The organism is Lentilitoribacter sp. Alg239-R112, from assembly GCF_900537175.1.
Classification (GTDB): Bacteria; Pseudomonadota; Alphaproteobacteria; order Rhizobiales; family Rhizobiaceae; genus Lentilitoribacter.
Genome location: NZ_LS999833.1, coordinates 43627 through 64649 on the forward strand (window position 1 = coordinate 43627; position 21023 = coordinate 64649).

Below are 21023 nucleotides of genomic sequence, written 5' to 3' on the forward strand. Positions count from 1 at the left end.
GGATCACATGAAACTGAATAATTCCGAAGAGAGCTACGGCCTCATTCATCAGGCTCTACATTGGGCCACCGCATTACTCATTTTATCCTTGCTCCCTATGGGCGTTTATATGCATGAATTGCCGATGCAAAACACTGCGCAGATCAATGATAAAGTCTGGTTGTACTCCCTACATAAGACCCTTGGTATTTCAGCCTTAACAGTTGCCGTTTTACGCATCATTTGGGCAAAATCCCAGCCCCATCCTCGCCCGCTTCATGGTGGCATGGAAGGTTTTGCTGCAAGTACCGTTCATAACCTTTTATATGTCGCAATCATTGCCATGCCCGTGATGGGCTGGCTGCACCATGCGGCGGCCGAAGGGTTTGCACCTATCTGGTGGCCCTTGTCGCAAGACCTGCCTTTTATTCCTAAAAGCGTCGAACTTTCCAATTTCTTCAAAACCGCGCATTTCATCACCGGTATTGTGCTTGTCGTATCGTTATTTTTGCATATCGCTGGCGCGATCAAACACGTCGTAATAGATAAAGATGATACGCTGTCTCGCATGGTTCCTGGTGTTTATCAGGAAACGGGCCAATTACCTGTAGAACAACCTAAGTCTGCTTCACCAAAATTAGTAGCGTTATTAGCTATTGTGGTAGCCATTGCCGCGGTATTCATTGTTGATAACATCAATACACCCGCAACCAAGCAAGTAGAAACAGCTAATGCCAGTTCTAACAACGCAGAACAAGCAATTGAAGGCGCTTGGGTCATCGATTATGCATCTTCCGAATTGGCAATTTCGGTTACCCAACTCGGCACGCCCATCAAAGGCATATTTAGTGACTGGTCAGCTGATGTCGTGTTCGATCCAGAGGACCCTGAAAATGGGTTTATTACAGCTAGCGTTGGCATTGCTTCTCTCAGCCTTGGCGATGTTTCTGAACGAGCCATATCAGCTGAGTTTTTAGGTGCAGAAGCAAACCCAAAAGCCTCCTTCATCTCAGAAGACATTACAAAGACCGAAACAGGCTTTGCGGCCCAAGGCATCATGACACTTGCAGGTGTTGCACAGGATTTCACAATCGAGTTCACTTTCGATGAAACAGATGGCAAGGCAAATGTATCAGCCACAGGTAAAATCCAACGACTTGATTTTAAAATCGGTGAAACTTTTGCAGATGATTCCAGTGTGGGACGCAGTATTGACTTGAATATCGCGATTGACGCAACCCGTCCTTGATGCAACCTTAGCTCTGGTTCTTTACCGCCGGAGTTAAGATTGTCTGATTTGCAAAACACAATTGTTAAATGTACTTGGATTATCTTAGTAACAATAGCTTTGATTGTTTCTGTTTTTCGGTGCATTCTTGTACCAATTGGTACTTATCTAAGCGTATCAAGTGTCTATTTCACATTCCCCAGCATCGCGTTCTACTCAATACTTGGCATTCCAATTATGTTCGTTTTGTTACTCTATGTAATCAAACGTTTTAAAATGAGTGTTCAGCAAACGGAATTTGTCGTTATGTTAATTTCATTCACGGTAGTACTAAGCCAAGTCTACCTTGGAATTTTGGCAGTAATACACACATAGGGTTCCCCATGATTCGGCATTGCGTATTTCTAAACTTCAAAGACGATGTAACTGAAAACGATAAGCAGCAGCTCTATGGTCAGCTTGCAGCTCTTAAGGATATTATTCCGGGACAAGTTGCTGACCACTATGGTCCAAGTGCCAGCCCAGAAGGCATGGAACATGGTTTTACCGATGGTTTCATCATGGACTTTAAAGATACCGAGGCGCGTGATGCGTATTTAGTGCATCCCGAGCATCAAAAAGCGGGTGCGGCACTGGTGGCTGCGTGTAGGGACGGTGCAAATGGCATTCTCGTCTTTGATCTGGAAATATGACCTTACCTGTTGGTTTCGACCAGTCATTACGCAGTCTCTCACAGACAACAAAAAACCCCGCTATTTCTAGCGGGGTCAGACATTTTAAGGAGCTAAATGTCTTCTAGTCAATTATGGCTTGACTATAGTGGCACTTAAACTCGGATCGTCAAGCGTTGTGAGGGTTTCTTACAACTGCTTCGATGCCTGAACGAGTTAGACCGATGTCGTCAAGTTGACGAGGTGTCATGCCGTTTAGAAGATTGCGTGTTTCGCGTTGTTGTTTCCAATTACGAACTTTATTCAAGATATTCATTTTAATTCTCCTTATGCCCCGATTTTCGGGTGATCAAAGATCAATTTGTTTCAAGTATTTTGGGAACAATGATTGTTTCCTGATTTGATATATGCGCTTGGAGGGTCGTTTTTACCAGAGATAAGATTGCACATTAGATATGCAGTTTCTGCATGTCTTTGCCTTATTAATAGCCATAGTAAAAGACTGTTGCTTTTCTCTATTGATTCTTAACACATTTCCGCCGTTATATAGTTTACAATACGTTTAGCTGGGAGGCGAGGAAATGACATCAATCTTCAAAATCATATTATTGACGGGAACGCTGGTATTCGGGGCTTCTGGCACGAAAGCAGGCAATATAGATGGCAAATGGTTTTTGCACGAATTTGGCGAGTTACGCGCCTATCATGGTGACTTTTTAAATGTGTGCTCAGGAACTGGATTTCGCTCATGCAGAACAGTACAATATGGCTTTAAAGCCGGAGACAATGATAGATTTTTTGGCAGTAGCCGGTTAAGCATAGCGCGAACATTAGGCGGCGGCAGTAGTGGCGTTTCCGGACCGCCTCAATACACGATTGAGTTTTTTGTAAGAAACCTTCCCGACGACCTAAAAGGACCAATTACGCTATCCATAGATGGCAAAATTTTTCAGCTTGAGGACAAAGACTGGCAGATGGGAAGTCCTGAAGGTTATAATGTGTCTGAAACTATTTCGCTCATCAATCCGACGCAAATAGATGAATTAATTGTCGCGATGCGAAAGGGTAATTCAATACGTTTCCTTTATGAAGGCTGGAAGGAAACACGGTTTCAGCTTCGGGGAATATCAAACGCACTTGATGCAATTGAGAAGCAGATAAAGCTACCCTCGTCATAATTTTTAAGATGTTTAGCGCGCGATATTGACGCTTTTATTTAACAGGCGTAGAGCTGTGCCATGAATTATCTTAAAATGCTCATCATACGCTCCTGGCGCATATTCATCGCACTTGCCAAAATCATGATACCCATCATGATTATTGTGCGAATACTAGACCAGTACGGCTTTTCTGAAGCTATTGGCGAGTTTATTGGCCCTGCACTTGAAATTGTGGGCCTTCCTGCTGAGGCTGGCATTGTCTGGGCGGCGGCGCTTGTCTCCAGTCTTTATGGTGGTGTGGCAGCTACGATCACGTTAGCACCGACAATGGATCTCAATGTTGGTCAGATGAGCGTTCTGGCATCTATGATGCTGTTTGCACATGGCTTGCCCATAGAACAGGCTATTGTCCATAAAGCGGGCGCAAATTTCTTTGTCACATGCTTCCTGCGCATACTAGCTGCGATTCTTTATGGTATTATCGCATTCATGGTCATTTCTCATTTCCAAATTCTACAAGAACCCATGAGCATTGGTTGGCTACCAGATGGGCTTAACAGCACGAGCTGGTCGGAATGGACCTATGCAACGGCCAAGTCACTCGTGATGATCTTCCTCATTGTTGTGGCACTTATGATGCTCATGGACGGTGTTGAAAAAACGGGCATTGATAAGTTGATCAGTCTTATCTTGGCCCCCATCCATAAATTTATGAGCATCCGTCGCGAACTTGCCCCTATCACCACTGTTGGCCTTCTTATGGGGCTCACGTTCGGCGGCGGTCTGTTGATTGAACGTTCGAAAAACGGATCAATCACCAAGCGGGAACTGTTTCTCACACTTTCATTTCTCTCCCTATTCCATGCGGTAATTGAAGATACGCTCCTCATGGTGGCACTCGGAGCCGATATCTGGGTAATTCTTGCTGGTCGCGGTGTGTTTTCAGTCATCTTCATCGCTGCTTTGGCCCGCATATTGCTAATGAAACCAAAATCTGTTGCAAAACCGATAAACAGCTAAGTACAGTTACAATATAAAAATGCACGCGGCAGCTACGGCCTCACGGTAATCTTAGCCTGGCCCCGTGACATTCAGCATATTTCCTGCCACGATGACCCTATATAACAATAGGAGTAATTGCGAAATGAGATCATCAATTTGTTTCATACTGCTTTGTTTCTCTTATATTGCATCAGCGGCCAGCTCTCAGGCATCTGAAACACCCAAATCAGGTAAAGTTGCGACTTATAAAAACTGGTCCGTCTATGTTCTGGAAGGCCCAAAAACATGTTGGGTAGAGGCTATCCTCAATGAACATGGAGCAGAAAGTCGTCTCCGTTTTACCTATTTTCCGGACGGAGGAAAACGCGAACCTAGTTACTATACCAGCAACAAACAAATTGAGAGCGGTAAGCTTATTATCGGGCGCAATGCTTGGGATCTGCTTTCTATAAAAACCGACACGTCATGGGTAAAACCCGAAGATGATATCGACGTTTTTGGTGGCCTTTGGACTGGCGTCAATGCGACTGTCGAGATTACGACCACCGCCGGACACGTGGAGCCCGTTAAATTATTCTCATTAAGTGGTTTTGCTGCTGCATCTCGTGATGCTCAACGACGCTGCGGGATGTAGGCGCTGTCAACTCAATTTTATGTCGTTGATTTTGTAGCGCTAATTCGACCTATATAGCAATGTCTTAATATGAATGCTTTCCGGCTGAATTCGGCTGGTATTTAGCCAATATTTAAGCTAGGTTTCGCGCAGAATTTTCCAAAACATAGATAATTCCGAGGATATAATGAGCGCCAAAATTATTGATGGAACTGCATTTTCAGCAAAAGTTCGCGGACAAGTCGCACAGTATGTGACCAAGCTAAAAGCGGAGCATAACATCACACCTGGCCTTGCGGTAATTTTGGTCGGACAGGACCCCGCATCAGAAGTCTATGTGCGCAATAAGGGCGTACAGACTATTGAAGCTGGTATGAATTCTTATGAACACAAGTTGGATGCAAGCACTTCTGAAGAGGACTTGTTGACACTTATTACTAAGCTCAACAATGACCCCGCCGTGCATGGCATCTTATGCCAGCTTCCCCTGCCCGATCACTTGAATGAAGATTTGGTAATCAACTCAATTTCACCCGCAAAAGATGTTGATGGATTTCACATCTCAAATGTCGGCCTTCTTGGTACGGGGCAAAAATCCATGGTCCCTTGTACCCCGCTCGGTTGTTTGATGATGCTACGTGATTATCATGGCTCGCTATCTGGCCTTAATGCTGTGGTCGTTGGTCGCTCTAATATTGTGGGCAAGCCGATGGCAAACTTGTTGTTGCGCGACAGTTGCACGGTAACTATCGCTCATTCTCGCACCAAAAACATCAAAGAGCTTTGCAAATCCGCCGACATTGTGGTGGCCGCTGTTGGCCGGCCTGAGATGATAACTGGCGAGTATATTGGTAAAGGCGCAACCGTCATTGATGTGGGTATCAACCGCATCCCTGCACCAGAACGTGGGGAAGGCAAAATGCGTCTTGTGGGTGATGTCCATTTTGAAAGCGCAAGTAAGGTTGCCGGAGCAATTACGCCTGTTCCAGGCGGTGTCGGGCCAATGACCATTGCATGCTTGTTGGCAAACACACTGACCGCCTGCACGCGAGCACATGGATTACCTGAACCAGAAGGTCTGACAGCATAGAAGCTATTTACGATATAGTTTTGCCATCTCAGCAGTTGGTCGCCATCCAATCTGCTCATAAACAGGTCGAGCCGCAGATGTCGAATGCAAGATAGCGTATTGAATATCGCGTTCCTTGAATTCGTTGTCAGCAAGTCGCATTAGATTTTTCGCAATACCCTGTTTTCGATATTTGGGATCTACAAATAGATTTAACACATATCCACGACGACCATCTTCTGGATGTGACGGATGTGGCGGCCAATCCAATTCCATCAGGCCGACACCGGCGATCGGTGTTTGGTCATCGGAACTTATGAACCCAAAATATGTTTCGTCTTTCAACCTTGGTTCTAACCATTTACGGAACGAGGTATCCATAGCGGTCAACTCATGCTCGGTGCGCCGCCCACCATCGGTGAACATTGCTACTCTGTGCTGACAAATTAGATCCAAATCTTCTTGATTTATTTTACGTGTATCAATCATACCATCTAAGCCACCTGCCCATTCTACCAGAGAAAACACTAAAATTCAGACATCTCGCCCGACAAAATCTATTGCAGCTTCCCCTCCCACATAATGCTCATCACCCCTGCGGCATTGTCCCGGGACGAAGGTAGGCAAACATGTGTGGCACGTAATCAGCTTTTCCGAGTTCAATTTTTTGATTTCTAAGAATTGCGTATGCTGTATTAAGGTGAAAATAAAACTGAGCCAAGGCCCAGTCCCGAGCATATTGTTCACCCGTTAAATCGAAAATCATTCCAGTGGGCAGTTCAAGCGAAAGCTCACGTTCAGCACCGAGGTCGAGCGCGTCTGCATCAAGCTCACTTAAAAATGTTAAAGCGTCGGCAATCTTGTTCTCAGCATCTTTTAGCGAACCGGGCTTATCGCCAGCATTGCGACCATCGGCAGCTAATTGCATTAACGCCTCAGGCACTGGTTCTTGCTTTAGTCGATATACTGCTTCTTGCGCCTGAAAACAGACGAAACTAACTTGCGATGATAGAGGATACATATCAGGTGCAAGCCTTACGGATAGCAAAGCTTCTGCTTCCGCCTCTGGTAATTGTTTTTTCGCCTTATCAAGCCAGCCGGCAAGCCCTTTCAACATTTGAATATAGGTCGGAACAAGTAGGTTGGTTACTGACATGGGATCGGCCTCACATTTATAAAAATTGTTTGGCTCTTTCATATCTAAATAATGCGGATAACTAAACTAAATTATATCAAATCGGTCTCGTATATGTCTATCAGACACTCAAATTCGGTTTCATCTTAAATACTATCATTCACAGCATCAGCAATCTGTACACCAACTCATTGACAAACCTACCAAGTAAATTTCGTAACGAACTCAACGGGATATTTACTTCACACTAAAAATTTCAATAAGGTATAGATATCGTGTATCTGCCCATGCTTACACGGACCCCAAACCTATAACTTGACTAATCTGACTCCCGATATTGGTGGCTTGGTATATGGGTCGAGGGGGTCGGCTAGTGATGTCCACTTCACGTTCAAGCCAGTTTTGCCCATGCAGAAGATTTAAAGATTGCGACAATGCTCTGTCGGTCACAGATTGCAATTCCGATTTGATCTCGATGAAATGTCGAGGGCTTCGAGTAACAGCCAAAACAGGGACCGACCATGATTTCCTTAATATTAAACCCTCTGCCGGTGCTGGAACAGCATCAATTATCTCGGCCGCAATCCTAGCCCACTCTATTCCCTTTGGTGTTAGTCTAAATTCAGGGCGCAAGGGATGGCCATGACCGGGGTTCCTCTCCAGATGCCCCAGATCAACCAAATGATAGAGGCTGGCAACAAATGCCGTTCGGCTTGCTTTAGCCGCAGAAAGCAATGGTGCTTGTCGCCCGGGCACTCCACTATGCATCAAAGCCAATATTTTTAATGACCAAGCACGAGATGTGATCTTGACAAGTGTATTTATGTCCATAAAGTATAGTTACTATATTTTTCATCAAAAGGAAATAGTTATGTCAATTGTAACATTAGATAAAACAATCACAATCGCAATTTCGGTACGAGATCGCCATCTCAGCGCTGAATGGTATGCGGACAAACTTGGCTTTACGCTCAATTATCATATTGATGAAGCCGGGTGGAGCGAAATGCAAACCAATACCGAAGGTGTTACATTGGGCCTAGGAGAACATGTCGAACCAGTTCCAGGAAACTCGGTGCCTGTATTTGGAATTTCTGACATTGCGACCGGGCGCAAAAACCTTGAAGCAGCGGGTGTTAAGTTTGATGGCGAGACTGAAACCATTGAGGGCATGGTCAGCACCGCCACATTTTACGACCCCGACGGAAATGCAATGATGCTTGCGCAAGACCTTTCAAACAGCGGCTAGTCTGATCCTTAAGTTCCTATTTAAACCAATATCAAATAGATCGCCCAGCGAGGTTAAAAACTATTATTCGCTGGGTGTTTCGACATTTTGTTTATCACCATCATCTTCTTGAGTAGCAAACATGCCACGTAGCGCTCGTTGATAAACGAAACCGATACCCATAAGCGTTCCACCCAAACCGATAAATGATATGGCGCGAAGCACGCCTTCAAGATGAGACATATCAATAATAAAGGCTTTGAGTACGACAGCTAAGATAATCAGGCCGGATGCTTTGCGCAACAATTGTTGACGCCATCTGATACCCAAGAACAGCACAATTATTCCAATGATCAACCAGACCAGAGAATAGGTATAATTTTCAGCTTGCAATATTGGCGCGGAAGCAATTTTCACACCATGGAAAGCATGGCGGATGGTAAGATTAATCCAGAAGAAGCCAAGTAAAGCGGTGAACCCAAGCGCTGTCCATTGATAATATTTGCTTTTACTCGCGCGGCCCTGCCAGACAATCAGTGCAAACAGAATGAATGGCAATGCATAGGCATAACCAATGAGGTTAAACAACAACCCCTCACCCATATGAACGTCGGTCGAGCTGTACTCCCAGGTCGCCATAGGTAACATTGGATTGAGCCCGATGAAGAGCGCCAACGCACCGATCAACATACCCAATATACCCAGACCCTCGGCGGCCCAACGGAGTATGCGTGATGAACCACCCTTACGCTTTGCAATGCGCGTGAGACCAAGCGAGAACGCACCACCAACCATAACAAGCGTAGCAGAAGCGGCAACTGCTGATCTGTAAGTATTGAAAGAAAAGCTGGGATCAATAGCGTGAAGTGCCAACATTGTGATCGTTATCACAGACGAGATAATTGCAAGAGCCTGCAAGCCTTGCGTCCATAAATCATCTTTATGTTTTGTGGCTATATAGCTTGCAAAGATGAAGCCGAGTGCGGGAATACCATATCCAAGTGTCAGGATGTTGAAAAATGGGGTCGCATCAAGCAAAGCCGACTTATCGATGAACGGTTGCCACAAAAGGCGCACAATATATGGCGCTACAGCGATAACGGCGAAGATGCGCAAGCCATTGAGTGGATAACGCATATGCGTAAGCATGGTTGCTGCTGTAATCAGGCCAAGCGCGATTGTAAGCCCCACGCCGCTGAAATAAATACTTACGGCCAGTGCAAGTGATACCAGCGAACCAATCAGCGCCACGGCAATGGTGGCGTCTCTGGCTGGCAGTTTCTCATCAAGTTTGTTGTGATAGTAATTCGCTTGCAGGTGGAATAGCGCAAAGAGAATAAGACCAACCAGCGCAAACTGGGTCGATTGTTCCAATTCGGCAATGCGGACATAGCACGAAATGAAGATGGCAAGACTGACGGATGTGCTCACCGATGCAGTAACAAGCCGCGCACGCGCTTTTGGTGCGGTCAAAACAGCAAAACCAATGAGAACCAGCACTGTGAGCGTTGCGACCATCATATAGGTCGTGTCCGTCAGATATGGCACAAATGATTCAGATGGGTAAAGCTTGCCATTTGGTCCAGCTATCTGATTACCAAGCTGATCTGCCCATGTTTGCCATTTTTCAACCGTGTTATTATGGGGAGCAAACATCGTCCAGAATTTAAGAACGGCCAAGATGGATGGCACAATGGTGACAAAACGCAGAGCCGGATAACGATAACTGGCGGCCAGCGGTAATGCGAGCAAAAGAGCAAGTTCAATAATATGAACCGCTAGGCTTTGATCACGACTAAAATGGAATAGTACAGGCACAAATAGAGCTGACAATGCAATTGTTGGCTGCCAGTCAATAGCCATTTCCGCATCCGGCTTGCGCTCATGCACGGACCAGACAAGCGACAGGTAAGTCAGCGCCAATGTGCCGAGAATGTAAATCCCGACAATTATTGAATTCTCGTCTCCTTCTGCGATTTCAAGCAGGAAGGAGTAGCACAACATGGCAGCAACACTTGTCAGCGCGCACCACAGCCAAGCTCTATACCACGCCACATACATGGCCGCTGCCGATACCAAAAGCACATATGATGCCAATACAGGCACATTTGCGCTATCGGAATTAATGAGAAAAGGCACAACATAAGAAGCAAGAAGACCGAGCGCTGCCAGTACTGGCCCATGCAGCAGTGATATAAGCAGCGATGCAAGCGCTAGGATTGCCAAAATGATGAAGCTGGTTGTCGGTCCGATAAGCCCATAAAGCGAATGGGCGGCGTAAATCGAGCCGAACATGATGAAAATGCCCACACCTGACAGAATTGCTGGAATATTGGCGCTTTCAAAGCCTGCCAGAGAAAAACGATCCGGGCGGCGTCTTGTCCATTCGCCACCGGCTGCAACTAACAGGCCGAATAAGAAACCAAGCGTAACGCGCGCTTGTGGGCCAAGCAGACCAGCCTCAATAGAGTATTTGGCCAAATATAGCCCACCAATTGCCAGCGTTAGTCCGCCAACCCAGATGGATAATTTGCCGCCAATATTGCTTTCAGTATCAATTTTTGGCGTTTGTGGAACCGTTTCTTTCTCAACATCTTCAGAGATAGTCTCATCATCTGATACGCGCGCAGCTATTGCAGGCTCCGGCTCGGAAGTCGCCTCACCTTCTTCGTCCTGAGCTACCGCATCGCTTAGTTCAGGCTCCTCAGGCGGTTCAATTTTCTCGGTAGTAAAAGGTTTTGCCTCCTCTCCTTCAGGAGAGGTTAGAGTATTTCCACCATCGGCAATCTGTGATTTGAGAGCTTTGATCTCTATCTTTAATTTCTCAATATCAGCACGCAGTCCGCCTTGCGAGAAATATGCAATAGCACCCAGAATGGAGCCAATCACCAGCGCCAAACATGCCAAACCTATTAAGAATAAAACAGAATCCATCTAAACTGCGCCCCACTCGCTCGACAAAAGACTAACTATAGGAATCGTTGTCTTATAGCTGGATATTTTATTTAGAGCCAGATACGCGCCAGAATATGGCAAATATAGTCAATGACGTTATAATTGCACAAGCTATGTGTGATTTTCTATTTTGGCGGCACGCAGATTGAACGGGGGACGGATTGCAACAGAAAGCTTGTATCATCAGGCTCGCGCATCAATATCCGATCGCCAGCATCGCAACTATCAAATGAAAGATCACTCCCGCCTGTGAGCAAAAGCCCACCGCTTTTATGTTCAGCCAAATAGAAATTGCCTGCATCACATTCCAGATTACACTTGATGCGCTTACCATCCGGCTCACAAAATGCATCCGCTTCCCACCTGATATCTTGCCCCCGCTTAAAAAGCGCAAGCTTTGCCACAAATTTTGGCGTATCAGGATATGGCTGATAGGGGCTATCCATACCCAAAAGCTGTTGCTTGGTCGGGAAATGACTGATGCCAATGTCAATCACTTGCTGATAAGGATGCTTATCCAAATGCGCAGCTGAATAGGTCCGACCATAACAACTTTCAAAGCCAAAGAAATGGCTTTCCAATGGTAGCTCCTGCGCGATGGCTGGTGTTGTGACCAGAACACTGAGCAATATAGGTAAGATTTTCATAGTGGATGCCCTCTAATACCGCTTGGGGTTGGCGTTTAGCAGTCTGACGAACAGGTCTTCGTTACCCTCGCTTGGTTTTCCTACGGTTCGTAGGTTAAATTCGACTTCATCTTGGTCGGCAATGATTGAAACGCGGCCGCCTGTCAGGCTGGGTTGCACTTCCCTGCCCGCCATAAAGTCTGCATGATCTCTGATATCTATTGAGAACTGATATTTCATATCTACCTCCCTTTATGCCTACACTATGGTAACTTCCGCAGTGCCTCGATAATCAATTCAAAAAAGCCGTCTGCATCCACATTATCCAGGAAAAACGCGTTCTTGGGTTTGTCGGTAATGTTCCAGTAATCTGCAACTGTCATGCCCATGGTCAACTCGCTTTGTACCTCGATCTGCACATTGCACATACGGCCTGTAAACAATTCAGGCTTCATCAAATATGTTATCACACACGGATCATGCAACGGTGCGCCTTGCCATTGGTACTTTTCCAGATCAAAACGTTCGGAAAATGATAGCATCTCAGAAACGGCGATGGCTGATTTTGTGCCGACTTTGCGGATTGCTTCGATACGTTCTTTGGTAGACAGCGCTTTATGGGTGACATCTAACGATGCAACAGTAATCGGAATACCTGATCTGAACACAATATCGGCAGCCTGCGGGTCGACATAGATGTTGAACTCGGCGGATGGAGTAATGTTTCCACCTTGGAAATAGGCACCGCCCATCATCACAATTTGCTCGCAACGTTTCACTGCTTCGGGGTCATTTTGCAACGCGGTTGCGATATTGGTCAGCGGGCCTAATGTCGCGAGTGTGACAGTGCCTTCATCATGAACGCGGAGCGTTTCGATGATGAAATCAACGCCGTGCTGTTCTTGAAGTTTTATTTCGGGTTCCGGCAGTTCTGGACCATCCAACCCGGTTTGACCGTGGACATGCTCGGCGGTAACCAGCACTCGTTCAATTGGATCTGAACAACCAGCATAGACCGGAATTTCAGACCTGCCGCCAAGCTCAACAACCTTGAGCGCGTTTTGTGCATTAAGCTTTAGCCCGACATTGCCCGCGACGGCGGTAATGCCCAAAATGTCAAACATATCTGGATTTGCCAGCGCCACTAAAATGGCTACTGCATCATCCTGACCGGGATCGGTATCAATAATGATTTTTCTTGGCATTTACGCCTCTCCACTTCGATGATCTGCTGATCTGTAATCAGATGGCGCAATACCAAACTTCTCTCGAAAGTCTCGTGAAAAATGAGCTGAACTTACATAACCCGTTGCAAAAGCGATATCAGTGATTGAAAGCGTTGTCTGCTTTAAAAAGTTACTGGCCTTTTCTAACCGTAACTTTTTATAAAACCCCATCGTACTTTCGCCCATCTTGTCTTTAAATTGTCTATTGAGCTGACGTGTGCCAAGGCCGACCGACCTTGCCAACTGAGCGAGCGTTAGCGGCTCGCTTAAATTATTTTGCATCACTTCGATAGCGGTAATAACAGCGGGATTATTAACCCCATAACGCTCGACCAGGCCTGAACGCTGAGGCCCTTCACCGGGTCGCACATTGGTGTGCATAATATAATCGGAAACATCGCGTGCAAAAGCCGGACTATGGTGCTTGGCTATCAAAGCGTGCATCATATCAACAGGCGCCAGCCCCCCCGCACACGTTAATCGATCACGATCAAACACATAAAGCGCGCGCTCAAGCAGAATGTCGGGATCCATTTCGGCAATAAGGTCTGCAAAGACCCAATGTACCGTCATACGCCGCTCATTCATAATGCCAGCCTTTGCCAGCACCACCGGACCACCCGAAATTCCACCGATCATTACATTTCGGCGCGACAAAAGCCGTAACCATTGCAAAATGCGTGGACTATCAAAATCCTTGGTAACATAGCCACCAACAGCAATGATAAGATCAAAATCTACATGCTCGCCAGGAAATGCATCTGCCTTAATGACCGCACCCGAAGAACTAACTGCCTGCGATCCGCTAGCGGGTAGGTTTCTGATGCTGTAAAGCTCTTGACCGCTCAACTCATTGGCCACCATTAATGGTGATAGCGCCGATGAATAGGCAATGAGCGCAAAACCATCAAATAGTAAAAACCCAATTCGAAATGGGCGGTCAATATGCGTTGAAAAGTCCATAATTTATAAAAATACGTCTGCTTTAAGCTCATAAAAAATCGAATTTCAATATTTGCACTATTTAACTGACATTAGAACCATGTAATTTTAGAATCTGATTCAACGAGCTACAAAATTGATTCCGTTAACGGGCGTAAGACTTTGAAAAATATGATAAACATACCCTACTCCGGCACATATTACATTTCTTCACAACGCGATCAGGATCTCGCTGATCGGGTGATACGATTGATAGAGGGCGAGAATCTGGCTTTTTCAAAACAATTACTTACTGGACACGTCACAGCGTCGGCTTTTTTGCTCAATATGAAGCATGACAAAGTGCTCCTCACCCACCACGCAAAACTCGGTAAATGGCTACAACTTGGCGGACATTGCGATGGAATTAAAGACCCTAAATTTGCGGCACTAAAAGAGGCTTATGAAGAAAGCGGATTACCACGGATTGATCATATATTCGACCAAATTCTCGATATCGACATTCATGAAATACCAGAACATAAAGACGTTCAGGCGCATCTGCATTATGATGTTCGCTATGCGCTGGAAACCGACGAACGACATCCATTTATTGTTTCCGATGAATCAAATGATCTGAAATGGATACCACTTGACGAACTTGAAGATTATAATCCCGAACCATCGCTTATAGTGATGCGCGATAAGCTGCAAACCTTGCGGCTTTAGTCGTAATAGATCTCATTATCATCAAGATATACGTTGGACGCATCACAGATATCGATGTCAATAGGATCATCTAAAACTTCGCCGCCATCACTAGAGAGCCAGCCAACTTGCAGGGTTTGTGCACAATTTCCAGTGTCCGCTGTGAACTCGGCTTTAAGAACTTGACCGGGTTCGACATCAGATCCATCGATCCAATTTGAGCTCCAACCTGAGCCATCATTGGTATAAAAGCCTATCAGGATATTTTGCTCTGTATTGTTGTGTATTGTGAAATAACCCTCTGCGCCTGTTCCAGCGAGGGCCTGTATTACAAACATAAATATAATTGCAAATGCGGAAAGAATTCTTTTGGCCATAGTTTTGTCCCTGCATGTTTTGTTCTTATATGGCACATATTAGTCACTTTCACACACAATGCCAATATGTCGCAATCTGGTGACAAATTGTCATCTGGTTTTGAACATATGAAAGACTGCATAATATATTCAAGACGCAAACAAAGCGGAGACGACCCCATGAATACGAGATCAATTGTAATTATCGCCATATTTGCGGTTGTGGCCGTCGTCGGCGCACGTATCATTCTTGATCCACCCAGCGGCACTGCATATGCCGACGAGGTAAAAAATGAGATGACGACGGGGCAAATATTCAGCGCAGGTGATATTACGATTGCGAACGTTCGTGCGCGCGAAACTGTTCCCGGCGCATCCGTTGGAGGCGGCTATATGGTCATTACCAACAACGGTTCCGAAGATGATCGTTTGATGGGCGGCAAAACATCCGTCTCTCCCTTGTTGGAAGTACATGAAATGAAAATGGAAAATGACGTGATGAAAATGCGTCAGCTAAATGATGGACTTGTCATTAAGGCTGGCCAAACAGTTATGCTCCAACCGGGCGGTTTTCATATCATGTTTATGGATCTTGAAGCCCCTCTTACAAAAAACACGAGCTTTGATGCAACACTCAACTTTGAAAAATCGGGATCGGTTAGAGTAAAATTCAACGTAGTAGACATGAAAATGTTAAAGATGGCACACTAACTGGCGCACCCTCACAGGAATACTAATCCAAAATTCTCACGTCGATTATTAATTTGGACATAGTTACAATTTTACCGAATTACTTCTCTGAATAGCCCCGAATTTGTTAGACACCCTCGGCTTTCATTTTCTGCCGTTTTTCGAAGTCGGCGGGTGACAGCATTCCAGATATCAAGCAAAAGTTTTGGCTAGCTTCAGTAACATTCTGCGTTGCATTTTGGGCCACGCTCATCGCAATCGTCAGTCAAGGCCTTGCCTAACAGACGCTTATCCAACCGATAGGCAACAGACTAACGGACCAACATATTGGCTCGTTTAGTTGCCTTGGCCTGCTCCTTTGCAGCAACACGCATCATTTTTTGGAACCTTGGACATTCCAATTGGCTTGGTGCTGGGCATTCGGCGGCATGAATTAATCCGTTTCGGACTTGTTGCAACACACTTATTTGCCGATCGATCTCAACAGCCTTTGCACGTAACACGTCGCGATCAATGGATGAACCATGATTAGATAGGAGAAGTGTTCGGATTTCTGATAAAGAAAAGTTTGCCATCCGTCCTAATGCCACGAGTGCAAGACGCTGTAACACTGACGGATCAAATAATCGCTTAAGGCCGCGCCGACCAATTGAACTTATTAGAGATTTTTCTTCGTAGTATCGCAATGTCGATGCAGGTAGTCCCGTCTTTTTTGACAGTTCGGCAATATCTATATCTTTCATACTTGACCTCAAGTGCACTTGAAGTGGCATGGTAATTCCAATGACACGCACAAACAAGAGAAAAGGAAGTGTTGTGAGTTTGATAGATTTAATATTCCCTACAGTTATCATTGGTCTTGGCGCAACTGCATTCATGGATATGTTTGCATGGCTTCAACGCAGCTTATGGAACATCCAAGGTTTAGATTATGCGTTGGTCGGCAGGTGGATTGCTGGAATACCAAAAGGGCAGTTTACCCACAAAACAATCTTGCAATCACCCCAGAACCGTTATGAGCGGACGATCGGGTGGGTGTTTCATTATGCAATAGGAGTATTATTTGCTGGCATAATGCTGGCATTTACGGGGAAGAGCTGGCTTGATGCACCAAGCCTGTTGAATCCGATGATAATCGGCATTGCAAGTGTAGCTGCACCTTTCCTGGTAATGCAGCCGGCTTTCGGATTTGGTTTCGCCGCTTCAAAAACTCCATCTCCATGGATAACGCGTCAAAAAAGCCTAATTGCTCATTTGTCCTTTGGTCTGGGTACATATCTCACGGGAGTAATATGCGCCCGACTTTCTTTATGGTAATAAAGCTGCCAGTCACCATTAATAGGAAAGGTATAGATGGACGGAAATAGGCACAACATGACACTAGTCTGGAGCGGGCGGCGGGAATCGAACCCGCGTCATCAGCTTGGAAGGCTGAGGTCTTACCACTACACAACGCCCGCGTAAGACATGTCAGCGATTTCTCGCTGCTATTCCTGACCATAAGCGATTTTGGTCAAGATAGTCAAAGCAATGGTGGAGGAGGTTGGATTTGAACCAACGTAGGCTAAGCCAACGGATTTACAGTCCGTCCCATTTAACCGCTCTGGCACTCCTCCGTACCCTTGCTTTCATCGAACATTTGGTTCGATCAACTCAAACGATTTCGCTTGAATCTGAGCGGGGTTATGGCCTTCGCTAGCCCATCTGTCAACACAGTTTGACGAAAAAAATTCACTTATAATGAACAAGCGGCAACAATCGACCATTGCGCTGATCCCTCAATAGATTATAAGCGCCATTATGAGAGAGCGAAAAGACAAAAGATCCCCGAGAAAAGGTACCTCTGGCGCGCCTTCACGCAGGAATGCAGGCCCAAAAGCGGGAAAGCCGCCTGCAAAGAATAAAAATAGCGCGAAACAAGGGCAGAAGTCGGGTGGACTGGCAGCAGCAAAGAAAGCATCCGGTCTCTTCTCTCCTCAAAGCCTAAACCCTGATGGAAAAACAACAGGTCGACCCAACGTACGTGAAGGTGCGCGGGAAGGCACGTCTCGTCAAGAAAGACGCGAACGTGTTTATATTGATGATTCTCCACGCCCTCGTGAAAAATCTACACGCGCGAGCCGTTATCGCAACCGCGGTAATTCTGCGCTTTATCTTTATGGATTGCACACCGTTCGTGCTGCCATTGAAAATCCACGTCGCAAAATCATCAAACTGCTAGCAACAGAAAATGCCTGGGAACGATTAGATGTAGGCAATGCGGGGCAAATGCCCTGCCCCGTCGAATTTACCGATGGCCGCAATCTTGATCGTCTCGTGGGCAAAGACGCAATTCACCAAGGTATTGTAGCCGAGGCTCATCCTTTACGTCCCAAATCGCTTGATCAGCTTAAAGATACGCAATTGATTGTTGTGTTGGATGAAGTAACTGATCCGCACAATGTCGGTGCCATCATGCGTTCCGCAGTTGCTCTTGGCGCTGGTGCAATTATTTCAACGATGCGAAATTCTGCGCAAGAATCAGGTGTACTGGCAAAATCGGCGTCTGGTGCGCTGGAAATGATTGACCATATCGAGGTTAAAAACCTTGGTGAAGCCATCGATGAACTGCATTTTGTGGGGTTTCAGACCATTGGTTTGGATTCAGAAGGGCCGGAAGACCTTGTTGAGACATTTTCAAGCCAGCAAATTGCACTGGTTTTAGGCGCGGAAGGCAAAGGCCTGCGGCATAAAACACGCGAAATTGTGAGTGATCTAGCCCGCCTTGATATGCCCGGCCCAATTAAATCGCTAAACGTATCTAATGCCGCAGCACTATCGCTTTATGCCGCACATCGTTTTTTACTGCGCCAACCTTGAATAAAATAATAATTTCATCTAGCATCAAGCCACAAATGAGGAGTGCTCTGACGATGAACAAGTAAGTCTGTTTTTATGAATTGCATGATGATCATCAATATTGAGGTGATCTGCGCGAAGACTTACTTTTTTCTAGGAGCATCTTATGCATCCCATTATTTATGACGTTGCCGTGTCAATTGACGGCTATATTTCTGGACCAGAAGGTGACGTGTCCGCTTTTCCACATGAAGGAACAGTTGTTGAAGATTACGCCACACGATTATCTCAATATTCAACATGCCTGATGGGTCGAAAGACCTATGAGTTTGGCTATGCCTTTGGTCTGACACCCGGTGACAATCCTTACCCACATATGCGCTCGATCGTGATTTCGTCAACAATTGAGCTGCCTGACGGTTCGCAAGTAGAGCAAATGGCAAACCCTAACGCTGAGACCATCCACGCTATTCAGGAGGATGCCAGCGGACCAATCTATCTTTGCGGTGGCGGTGTACTTGCTGGCTGGGCGATATCGAACGAACTTGTGAGCTATATACGATTAAAGCGTGCACCAATCATTCTAGGGTCTGGCGTAAAACTGCTTGATGGCGTTACACATCTGCCGGAGCTCAAAGAATTGGAGATGAAGGCTCATGATGGCGGTATTATCTATCAGGAGTTTGAAGTCCAGTATTAATGACAAGGTCATAGGCACAAACAGCGCCTATGACCTGCGCCTGATATTGCTCAGCGCCAATAACAGAAGAAGGAAGATAGTTTGGATACGCGAATTTTGGGAACATGGAATCTCGTTAAATGGGTAAATGAACTTGATGATGGCACTGAGATATTTCCCTTTGGCGAGGACGCAAAGGGATACATACATTACGCAAAAAATGGCCACCTCTTTGTGCATATTATGATGTCAAATCGCGCCAATTACATCGGTTCTGATCCATTTAGTGGCTCAATAGATGAAGATTCTGCAGCCATAAAATCACAAATAACCTATGCTGGAACTTATGAATTTGTGAATAGCAAGCTCGTTCACCACGTCACGATGTCATCATTCCCAAACTGGGTTGGCAAAGATCAGGTTCGCGACTTCGCATTCGACGGCGAACATCTGCATTTAAGCGCAGCCGGCGCACAATTTCAGGGTCAAAATGTAACGGCTAAACTAATCTGGAAGCAATAGGTCAGGCAGCTAGACTTCGCTAAAATTCCTAGACCTCGACATCAAACTCTTCTTGATCGCCAACACCAAACACGCGTTTGTAGCGGGCTATTTCTTCTGATGGCCCCATAGCTTTACGCGGGTTATCGGATAATTTGACCGTGGGCTTGCCATCGGCAGATGTGGCCTTACATACGAGCGAGAACGGCGCGAGCCTATCATCAGCTACTAATCCCCTGAAATCATTTGTAAGCTTTGTACCCCAACCAAAAGAGATTTTTGCTCGCCCGTGAAAACGTTTATGCAGTTTTTCGATCTCGTCCGTATCTAACCCATCGGAGAAAATGAGCAATTTTTTCTTGGGGTCTTCGCCGCGTTTTTCCCACCATTTTAAGGCATATTCTGCAACTGTAGAAGGATCACCGCTGTCGATGCGAATACCTGTCCATTTGGCAAGCCAATCTGGTGCATTATCCAAAAACCCATAGGTGCCATAAGTGTCGGGCAGAATGATCAGCAAATTGCCATCATGCTCGGTCTGCCAATCACTCAAGACTTGATATGGGGCATTGGCCAGTTCGGCATCATCTTTTGCAAGTGCTGCATAGACCATTGGCAATTCATGCGCGTTGGTACCAATGGCTTCAACCTCTTGCCGTCTAGCAATCATACAGTTTGACGTGCCGATAAACTTGTCACCCAAGCCCTCACTCATAGCTTGTACGCACCAATCTTGCCACATGTGAGAATGGCGACGTCGTGTGCCAAAATCAGCAACTTTCAAGCCATCAATCACACGGAGGCGTTCGATCTTTTCCCAAAGCCGCGCCATTGCACGTGCATAAAGCACTTGTAATTCAAACTTGCCCATACCCTTAAGCACAGCGCGCGAGCGTAGCTCCATAATCACAGCAAGCGCATAAATTTCCCACAACATGACAGACGGCCAGTCGCCCTCAAAATCAAGCTGATATTGATTGCCAACGCGCTCAAGCTGGTATTCAGGCATTCTCAAACCTTCGAACCATTCCATAAAATCCGGGCGGAACATAGAGCGCTTGCCATAAAACATATTACCGCGAAGCCAGGTGCTTTCACCCGGGGACAAAGATAACGTGCGAATATGGTCTAGTTGCTCACGCAATTCACCTTCGTCAATCAGATCCGCAAGCGGCACATGTGTCGAGCGATTGATGAGATTAAATGTTACGCGTGTATCTGGCTTATGGGTAAAAATGGTTTGCGCCATCAACAACTTATAAAAATCAGTATCAATCAGCGATCTAATGATCGGATTAATCTTCCAATTGTGATTATAAACCCGTGTCGCAATATCCATAAAAGGTAAGCCTCGTTGACCTAAAGAAGTTCCCTCTTACAAAGAAAGGGGGCTGCTTGCAATTCTTAATCGATTAACTAGAACCAATTATGACCTTAA

At 45.8% G+C, this 21023-nt stretch carries 25 protein-coding genes and 2 tRNA genes; 13 read left to right on the plus strand and 14 right to left on the minus strand.

The window, feature by feature from the left end; all coding sequences use genetic code 11:
• Nucleotides 1-7: 7 nt before the first annotated feature.
• Both G3W54_RS00260 and G3W54_RS00265 read left to right on the plus strand, forming a co-directional pair.
• Nucleotides 8-1228, plus strand: coding sequence for a cytochrome b/b6 domain-containing protein (locus G3W54_RS00260; RefSeq protein WP_162651159.1), 1221 nt, complete (start codon nt 8-10; stop codon nt 1226-1228).
• Nucleotides 1229-1590: 362 nt separating this feature from the next.
• Nucleotides 1591-1899 carry a Dabb family protein gene (locus G3W54_RS00265; protein ID WP_162651160.1) on the plus strand — a complete coding sequence of 103 codons (309 nt, stop codon included), beginning with the start codon at nt 1591-1593 and terminating at the stop codon, nt 1897-1899.
• 148 nt (nt 1900-2047) lie between these two features.
• Here the strand turns inward: G3W54_RS00265 and G3W54_RS00270 are convergent, their stop codons facing one another.
• A complete protein-coding gene (locus G3W54_RS00270) occupies nt 2048-2194 on the minus strand; it encodes a DUF1127 domain-containing protein (RefSeq protein WP_162651161.1) in 147 nt (48 codons plus the stop codon).
• Between the two features lie 265 nt (nt 2195-2459).
• Between G3W54_RS00270 and G3W54_RS00275 the strand changes: the two genes are divergently transcribed.
• From G3W54_RS00275 to folD, 4 genes are all read left to right on the plus strand, one after another.
• Nucleotides 2460-3056: a hypothetical protein gene (locus G3W54_RS00275; RefSeq protein ID WP_162651162.1), complete on the plus strand. Its 597-nt coding sequence runs from the start codon at nt 2460-2462 to the stop codon at nt 3054-3056.
• A gap of 60 nt (nt 3057-3116) precedes the next feature.
• Nucleotides 3117-4058, plus strand: a complete 942-nt coding sequence (locus tag G3W54_RS00280) for a hypothetical protein (RefSeq protein ID WP_162651163.1) — start codon at nt 3117-3119, stop codon at nt 4056-4058.
• A gap of 124 nt (nt 4059-4182) precedes the next feature.
• Entirely contained in the window at nt 4183-4674 is a 492-nt protein-coding gene (locus G3W54_RS00285; RefSeq protein ID WP_162651164.1) for a hypothetical protein, read from the plus strand.
• A gap of 166 nt (nt 4675-4840) precedes the next feature.
• Nucleotides 4841-5743, plus strand: a complete 903-nt coding sequence (folD, locus tag G3W54_RS00290) for a bifunctional methylenetetrahydrofolate dehydrogenase/methenyltetrahydrofolate cyclohydrolase FolD (RefSeq protein ID WP_162651165.1) — start codon at nt 4841-4843, stop codon at nt 5741-5743.
• Between the two features lie 3 nt (nt 5744-5746).
• Here the strand turns inward: folD and G3W54_RS00295 are convergent, their stop codons facing one another.
• The 3 genes from G3W54_RS00295 to G3W54_RS00305 form a co-directional block, all read right to left on the minus strand.
• Nucleotides 5747-6211: a GNAT family N-acetyltransferase gene (locus tag G3W54_RS00295; protein WP_162651166.1), complete on the minus strand. Its 465-nt coding sequence runs from the start codon at nt 6209-6211 to the stop codon at nt 5747-5749.
• Between the two features lie 100 nt (nt 6212-6311).
• On the minus strand, nt 6312-6878 hold the full coding sequence (locus G3W54_RS00300; RefSeq protein ID WP_162651167.1) for a DUF1993 domain-containing protein: 567 nt from the start codon (nt 6876-6878) through the stop codon (nt 6312-6314).
• A gap of 270 nt (nt 6879-7148) precedes the next feature.
• Complete coding sequence (locus G3W54_RS00305; RefSeq protein ID WP_162651168.1) at nt 7149-7688, minus strand: winged helix-turn-helix transcriptional regulator; 540 nt, start codon at nt 7686-7688, stop codon at nt 7149-7151.
• Between the two features lie 40 nt (nt 7689-7728).
• Between G3W54_RS00305 and G3W54_RS00310 the strand changes: the two genes are divergently transcribed.
• Nucleotides 7729-8106 (plus strand): VOC family protein, encoded by a 378-nt coding sequence (locus tag G3W54_RS00310; protein ID WP_162651169.1) that lies wholly within the window; start codon nt 7729-7731, stop codon nt 8104-8106.
• 63 nt (nt 8107-8169) lie between these two features.
• On the opposite strand, the gene G3W54_RS00315 is transcribed toward G3W54_RS00310, so the two are convergent.
• The 5 genes from G3W54_RS00315 to G3W54_RS00335 form a co-directional block, all read right to left on the minus strand.
• Nucleotides 8170-11019 (minus strand): DUF2339 domain-containing protein, encoded by a 2850-nt coding sequence (locus tag G3W54_RS00315; RefSeq protein ID WP_162651170.1) that lies wholly within the window; start codon nt 11017-11019, stop codon nt 8170-8172.
• 146 nt (nt 11020-11165) lie between these two features.
• Nucleotides 11166-11687: a hypothetical protein gene (locus tag G3W54_RS00320; RefSeq protein ID WP_162651171.1), complete on the minus strand. Its 522-nt coding sequence runs from the start codon at nt 11685-11687 to the stop codon at nt 11166-11168.
• Nucleotides 11688-11699: 12 nt separating this feature from the next.
• Nucleotides 11700-11906, minus strand: a complete 207-nt coding sequence (locus G3W54_RS00325) for a hypothetical protein (RefSeq protein ID WP_162651172.1) — start codon at nt 11904-11906, stop codon at nt 11700-11702.
• Nucleotides 11907-11929: 23 nt separating this feature from the next.
• A complete protein-coding gene (locus G3W54_RS00330; RefSeq protein WP_162651173.1) occupies nt 11930-12871 on the minus strand; it encodes a nucleoside hydrolase in 942 nt (313 codons plus the stop codon).
• A complete protein-coding gene (locus G3W54_RS00335; RefSeq protein ID WP_162651174.1) occupies nt 12872-13855 on the minus strand; it encodes a GlxA family transcriptional regulator in 984 nt (327 codons plus the stop codon). It lies immediately after the preceding gene.
• Nucleotides 13856-14005: 150 nt separating this feature from the next.
• On the opposite strand from G3W54_RS00335, the gene G3W54_RS00340 reads away from it, so the two are divergent.
• Nucleotides 14006-14542: an NUDIX hydrolase gene (locus tag G3W54_RS00340; protein ID WP_162653494.1), complete on the plus strand. Its 537-nt coding sequence runs from the start codon at nt 14006-14008 to the stop codon at nt 14540-14542.
• Here the strand turns inward: G3W54_RS00340 and G3W54_RS00345 are convergent.
• Nucleotides 14539-14898 (minus strand): hypothetical protein, encoded by a 360-nt coding sequence (locus tag G3W54_RS00345; protein WP_162651175.1) that lies wholly within the window; start codon nt 14896-14898, stop codon nt 14539-14541. The genes G3W54_RS00340 and G3W54_RS00345 overlap by 4 nt on opposite strands.
• A 159-nt stretch (nt 14899-15057) precedes the next feature.
• On the opposite strand from G3W54_RS00345, the gene G3W54_RS00350 reads away from it, so the two are divergent.
• The gene (locus tag G3W54_RS00350) at nt 15058-15588 is read left to right on the plus strand and encodes a copper chaperone PCu(A)C (protein ID WP_162651176.1); all 531 of its coding nucleotides are present in this window, start codon (nt 15058-15060) and stop codon (nt 15586-15588) included.
• Nucleotides 15589-15878: 290 nt separating this feature from the next.
• Here G3W54_RS00350 and G3W54_RS00355 read toward each other — a convergent pair whose 3' ends face one another.
• The gene (locus tag G3W54_RS00355) at nt 15879-16310 is read right to left on the minus strand and encodes a helix-turn-helix domain-containing protein (RefSeq protein ID WP_162651177.1); all 432 of its coding nucleotides are present in this window, start codon (nt 16308-16310) and stop codon (nt 15879-15881) included.
• Between the two features lie 40 nt (nt 16311-16350).
• Between G3W54_RS00355 and G3W54_RS00360 the strand changes: the two genes are divergently transcribed.
• On the plus strand, nt 16351-16884 hold the full coding sequence (locus tag G3W54_RS00360) for a DUF2938 domain-containing protein (RefSeq protein WP_162651178.1): 534 nt from the start codon (nt 16351-16353) through the stop codon (nt 16882-16884).
• 69 nt (nt 16885-16953) lie between these two features.
• On the opposite strand, the gene G3W54_RS00365 is transcribed toward G3W54_RS00360, so the two are convergent.
• Nucleotides 16954-17027 (minus strand) — tRNA-Gly (locus G3W54_RS00365).
• Between the two features lie 71 nt (nt 17028-17098).
• Nucleotides 17099-17183, minus strand: a tRNA-Tyr gene (locus G3W54_RS00370).
• Between the two features lie 184 nt (nt 17184-17367).
• Between G3W54_RS00370 and G3W54_RS00375 the strand changes: the two genes are divergently transcribed.
• From G3W54_RS00375 to G3W54_RS00385, 3 genes are all read left to right on the plus strand, one after another.
• Nucleotides 17368-18426: an RNA methyltransferase gene (locus G3W54_RS00375; protein WP_162651179.1), complete on the plus strand. Its 1059-nt coding sequence runs from the start codon at nt 17368-17370 to the stop codon at nt 18424-18426.
• Between the two features lie 145 nt (nt 18427-18571).
• On the plus strand, nt 18572-19105 hold the full coding sequence (locus tag G3W54_RS00380; protein WP_162651180.1) for a dihydrofolate reductase family protein: 534 nt from the start codon (nt 18572-18574) through the stop codon (nt 19103-19105).
• A gap of 81 nt (nt 19106-19186) precedes the next feature.
• The gene (locus tag G3W54_RS00385; protein ID WP_162651181.1) at nt 19187-19606 is read left to right on the plus strand and encodes a lipocalin-like domain-containing protein; all 420 of its coding nucleotides are present in this window, start codon (nt 19187-19189) and stop codon (nt 19604-19606) included.
• Nucleotides 19607-19634: 28 nt separating this feature from the next.
• Here G3W54_RS00385 and pncB read toward each other — a convergent pair whose 3' ends face one another.
• The gene (gene pncB, locus G3W54_RS00390) at nt 19635-20924 is read right to left on the minus strand and encodes a nicotinate phosphoribosyltransferase (RefSeq protein WP_162651182.1); all 1290 of its coding nucleotides are present in this window, start codon (nt 20922-20924) and stop codon (nt 19635-19637) included.
• Between the last annotated feature and the right edge of the window lie 99 nt (nt 20925-21023).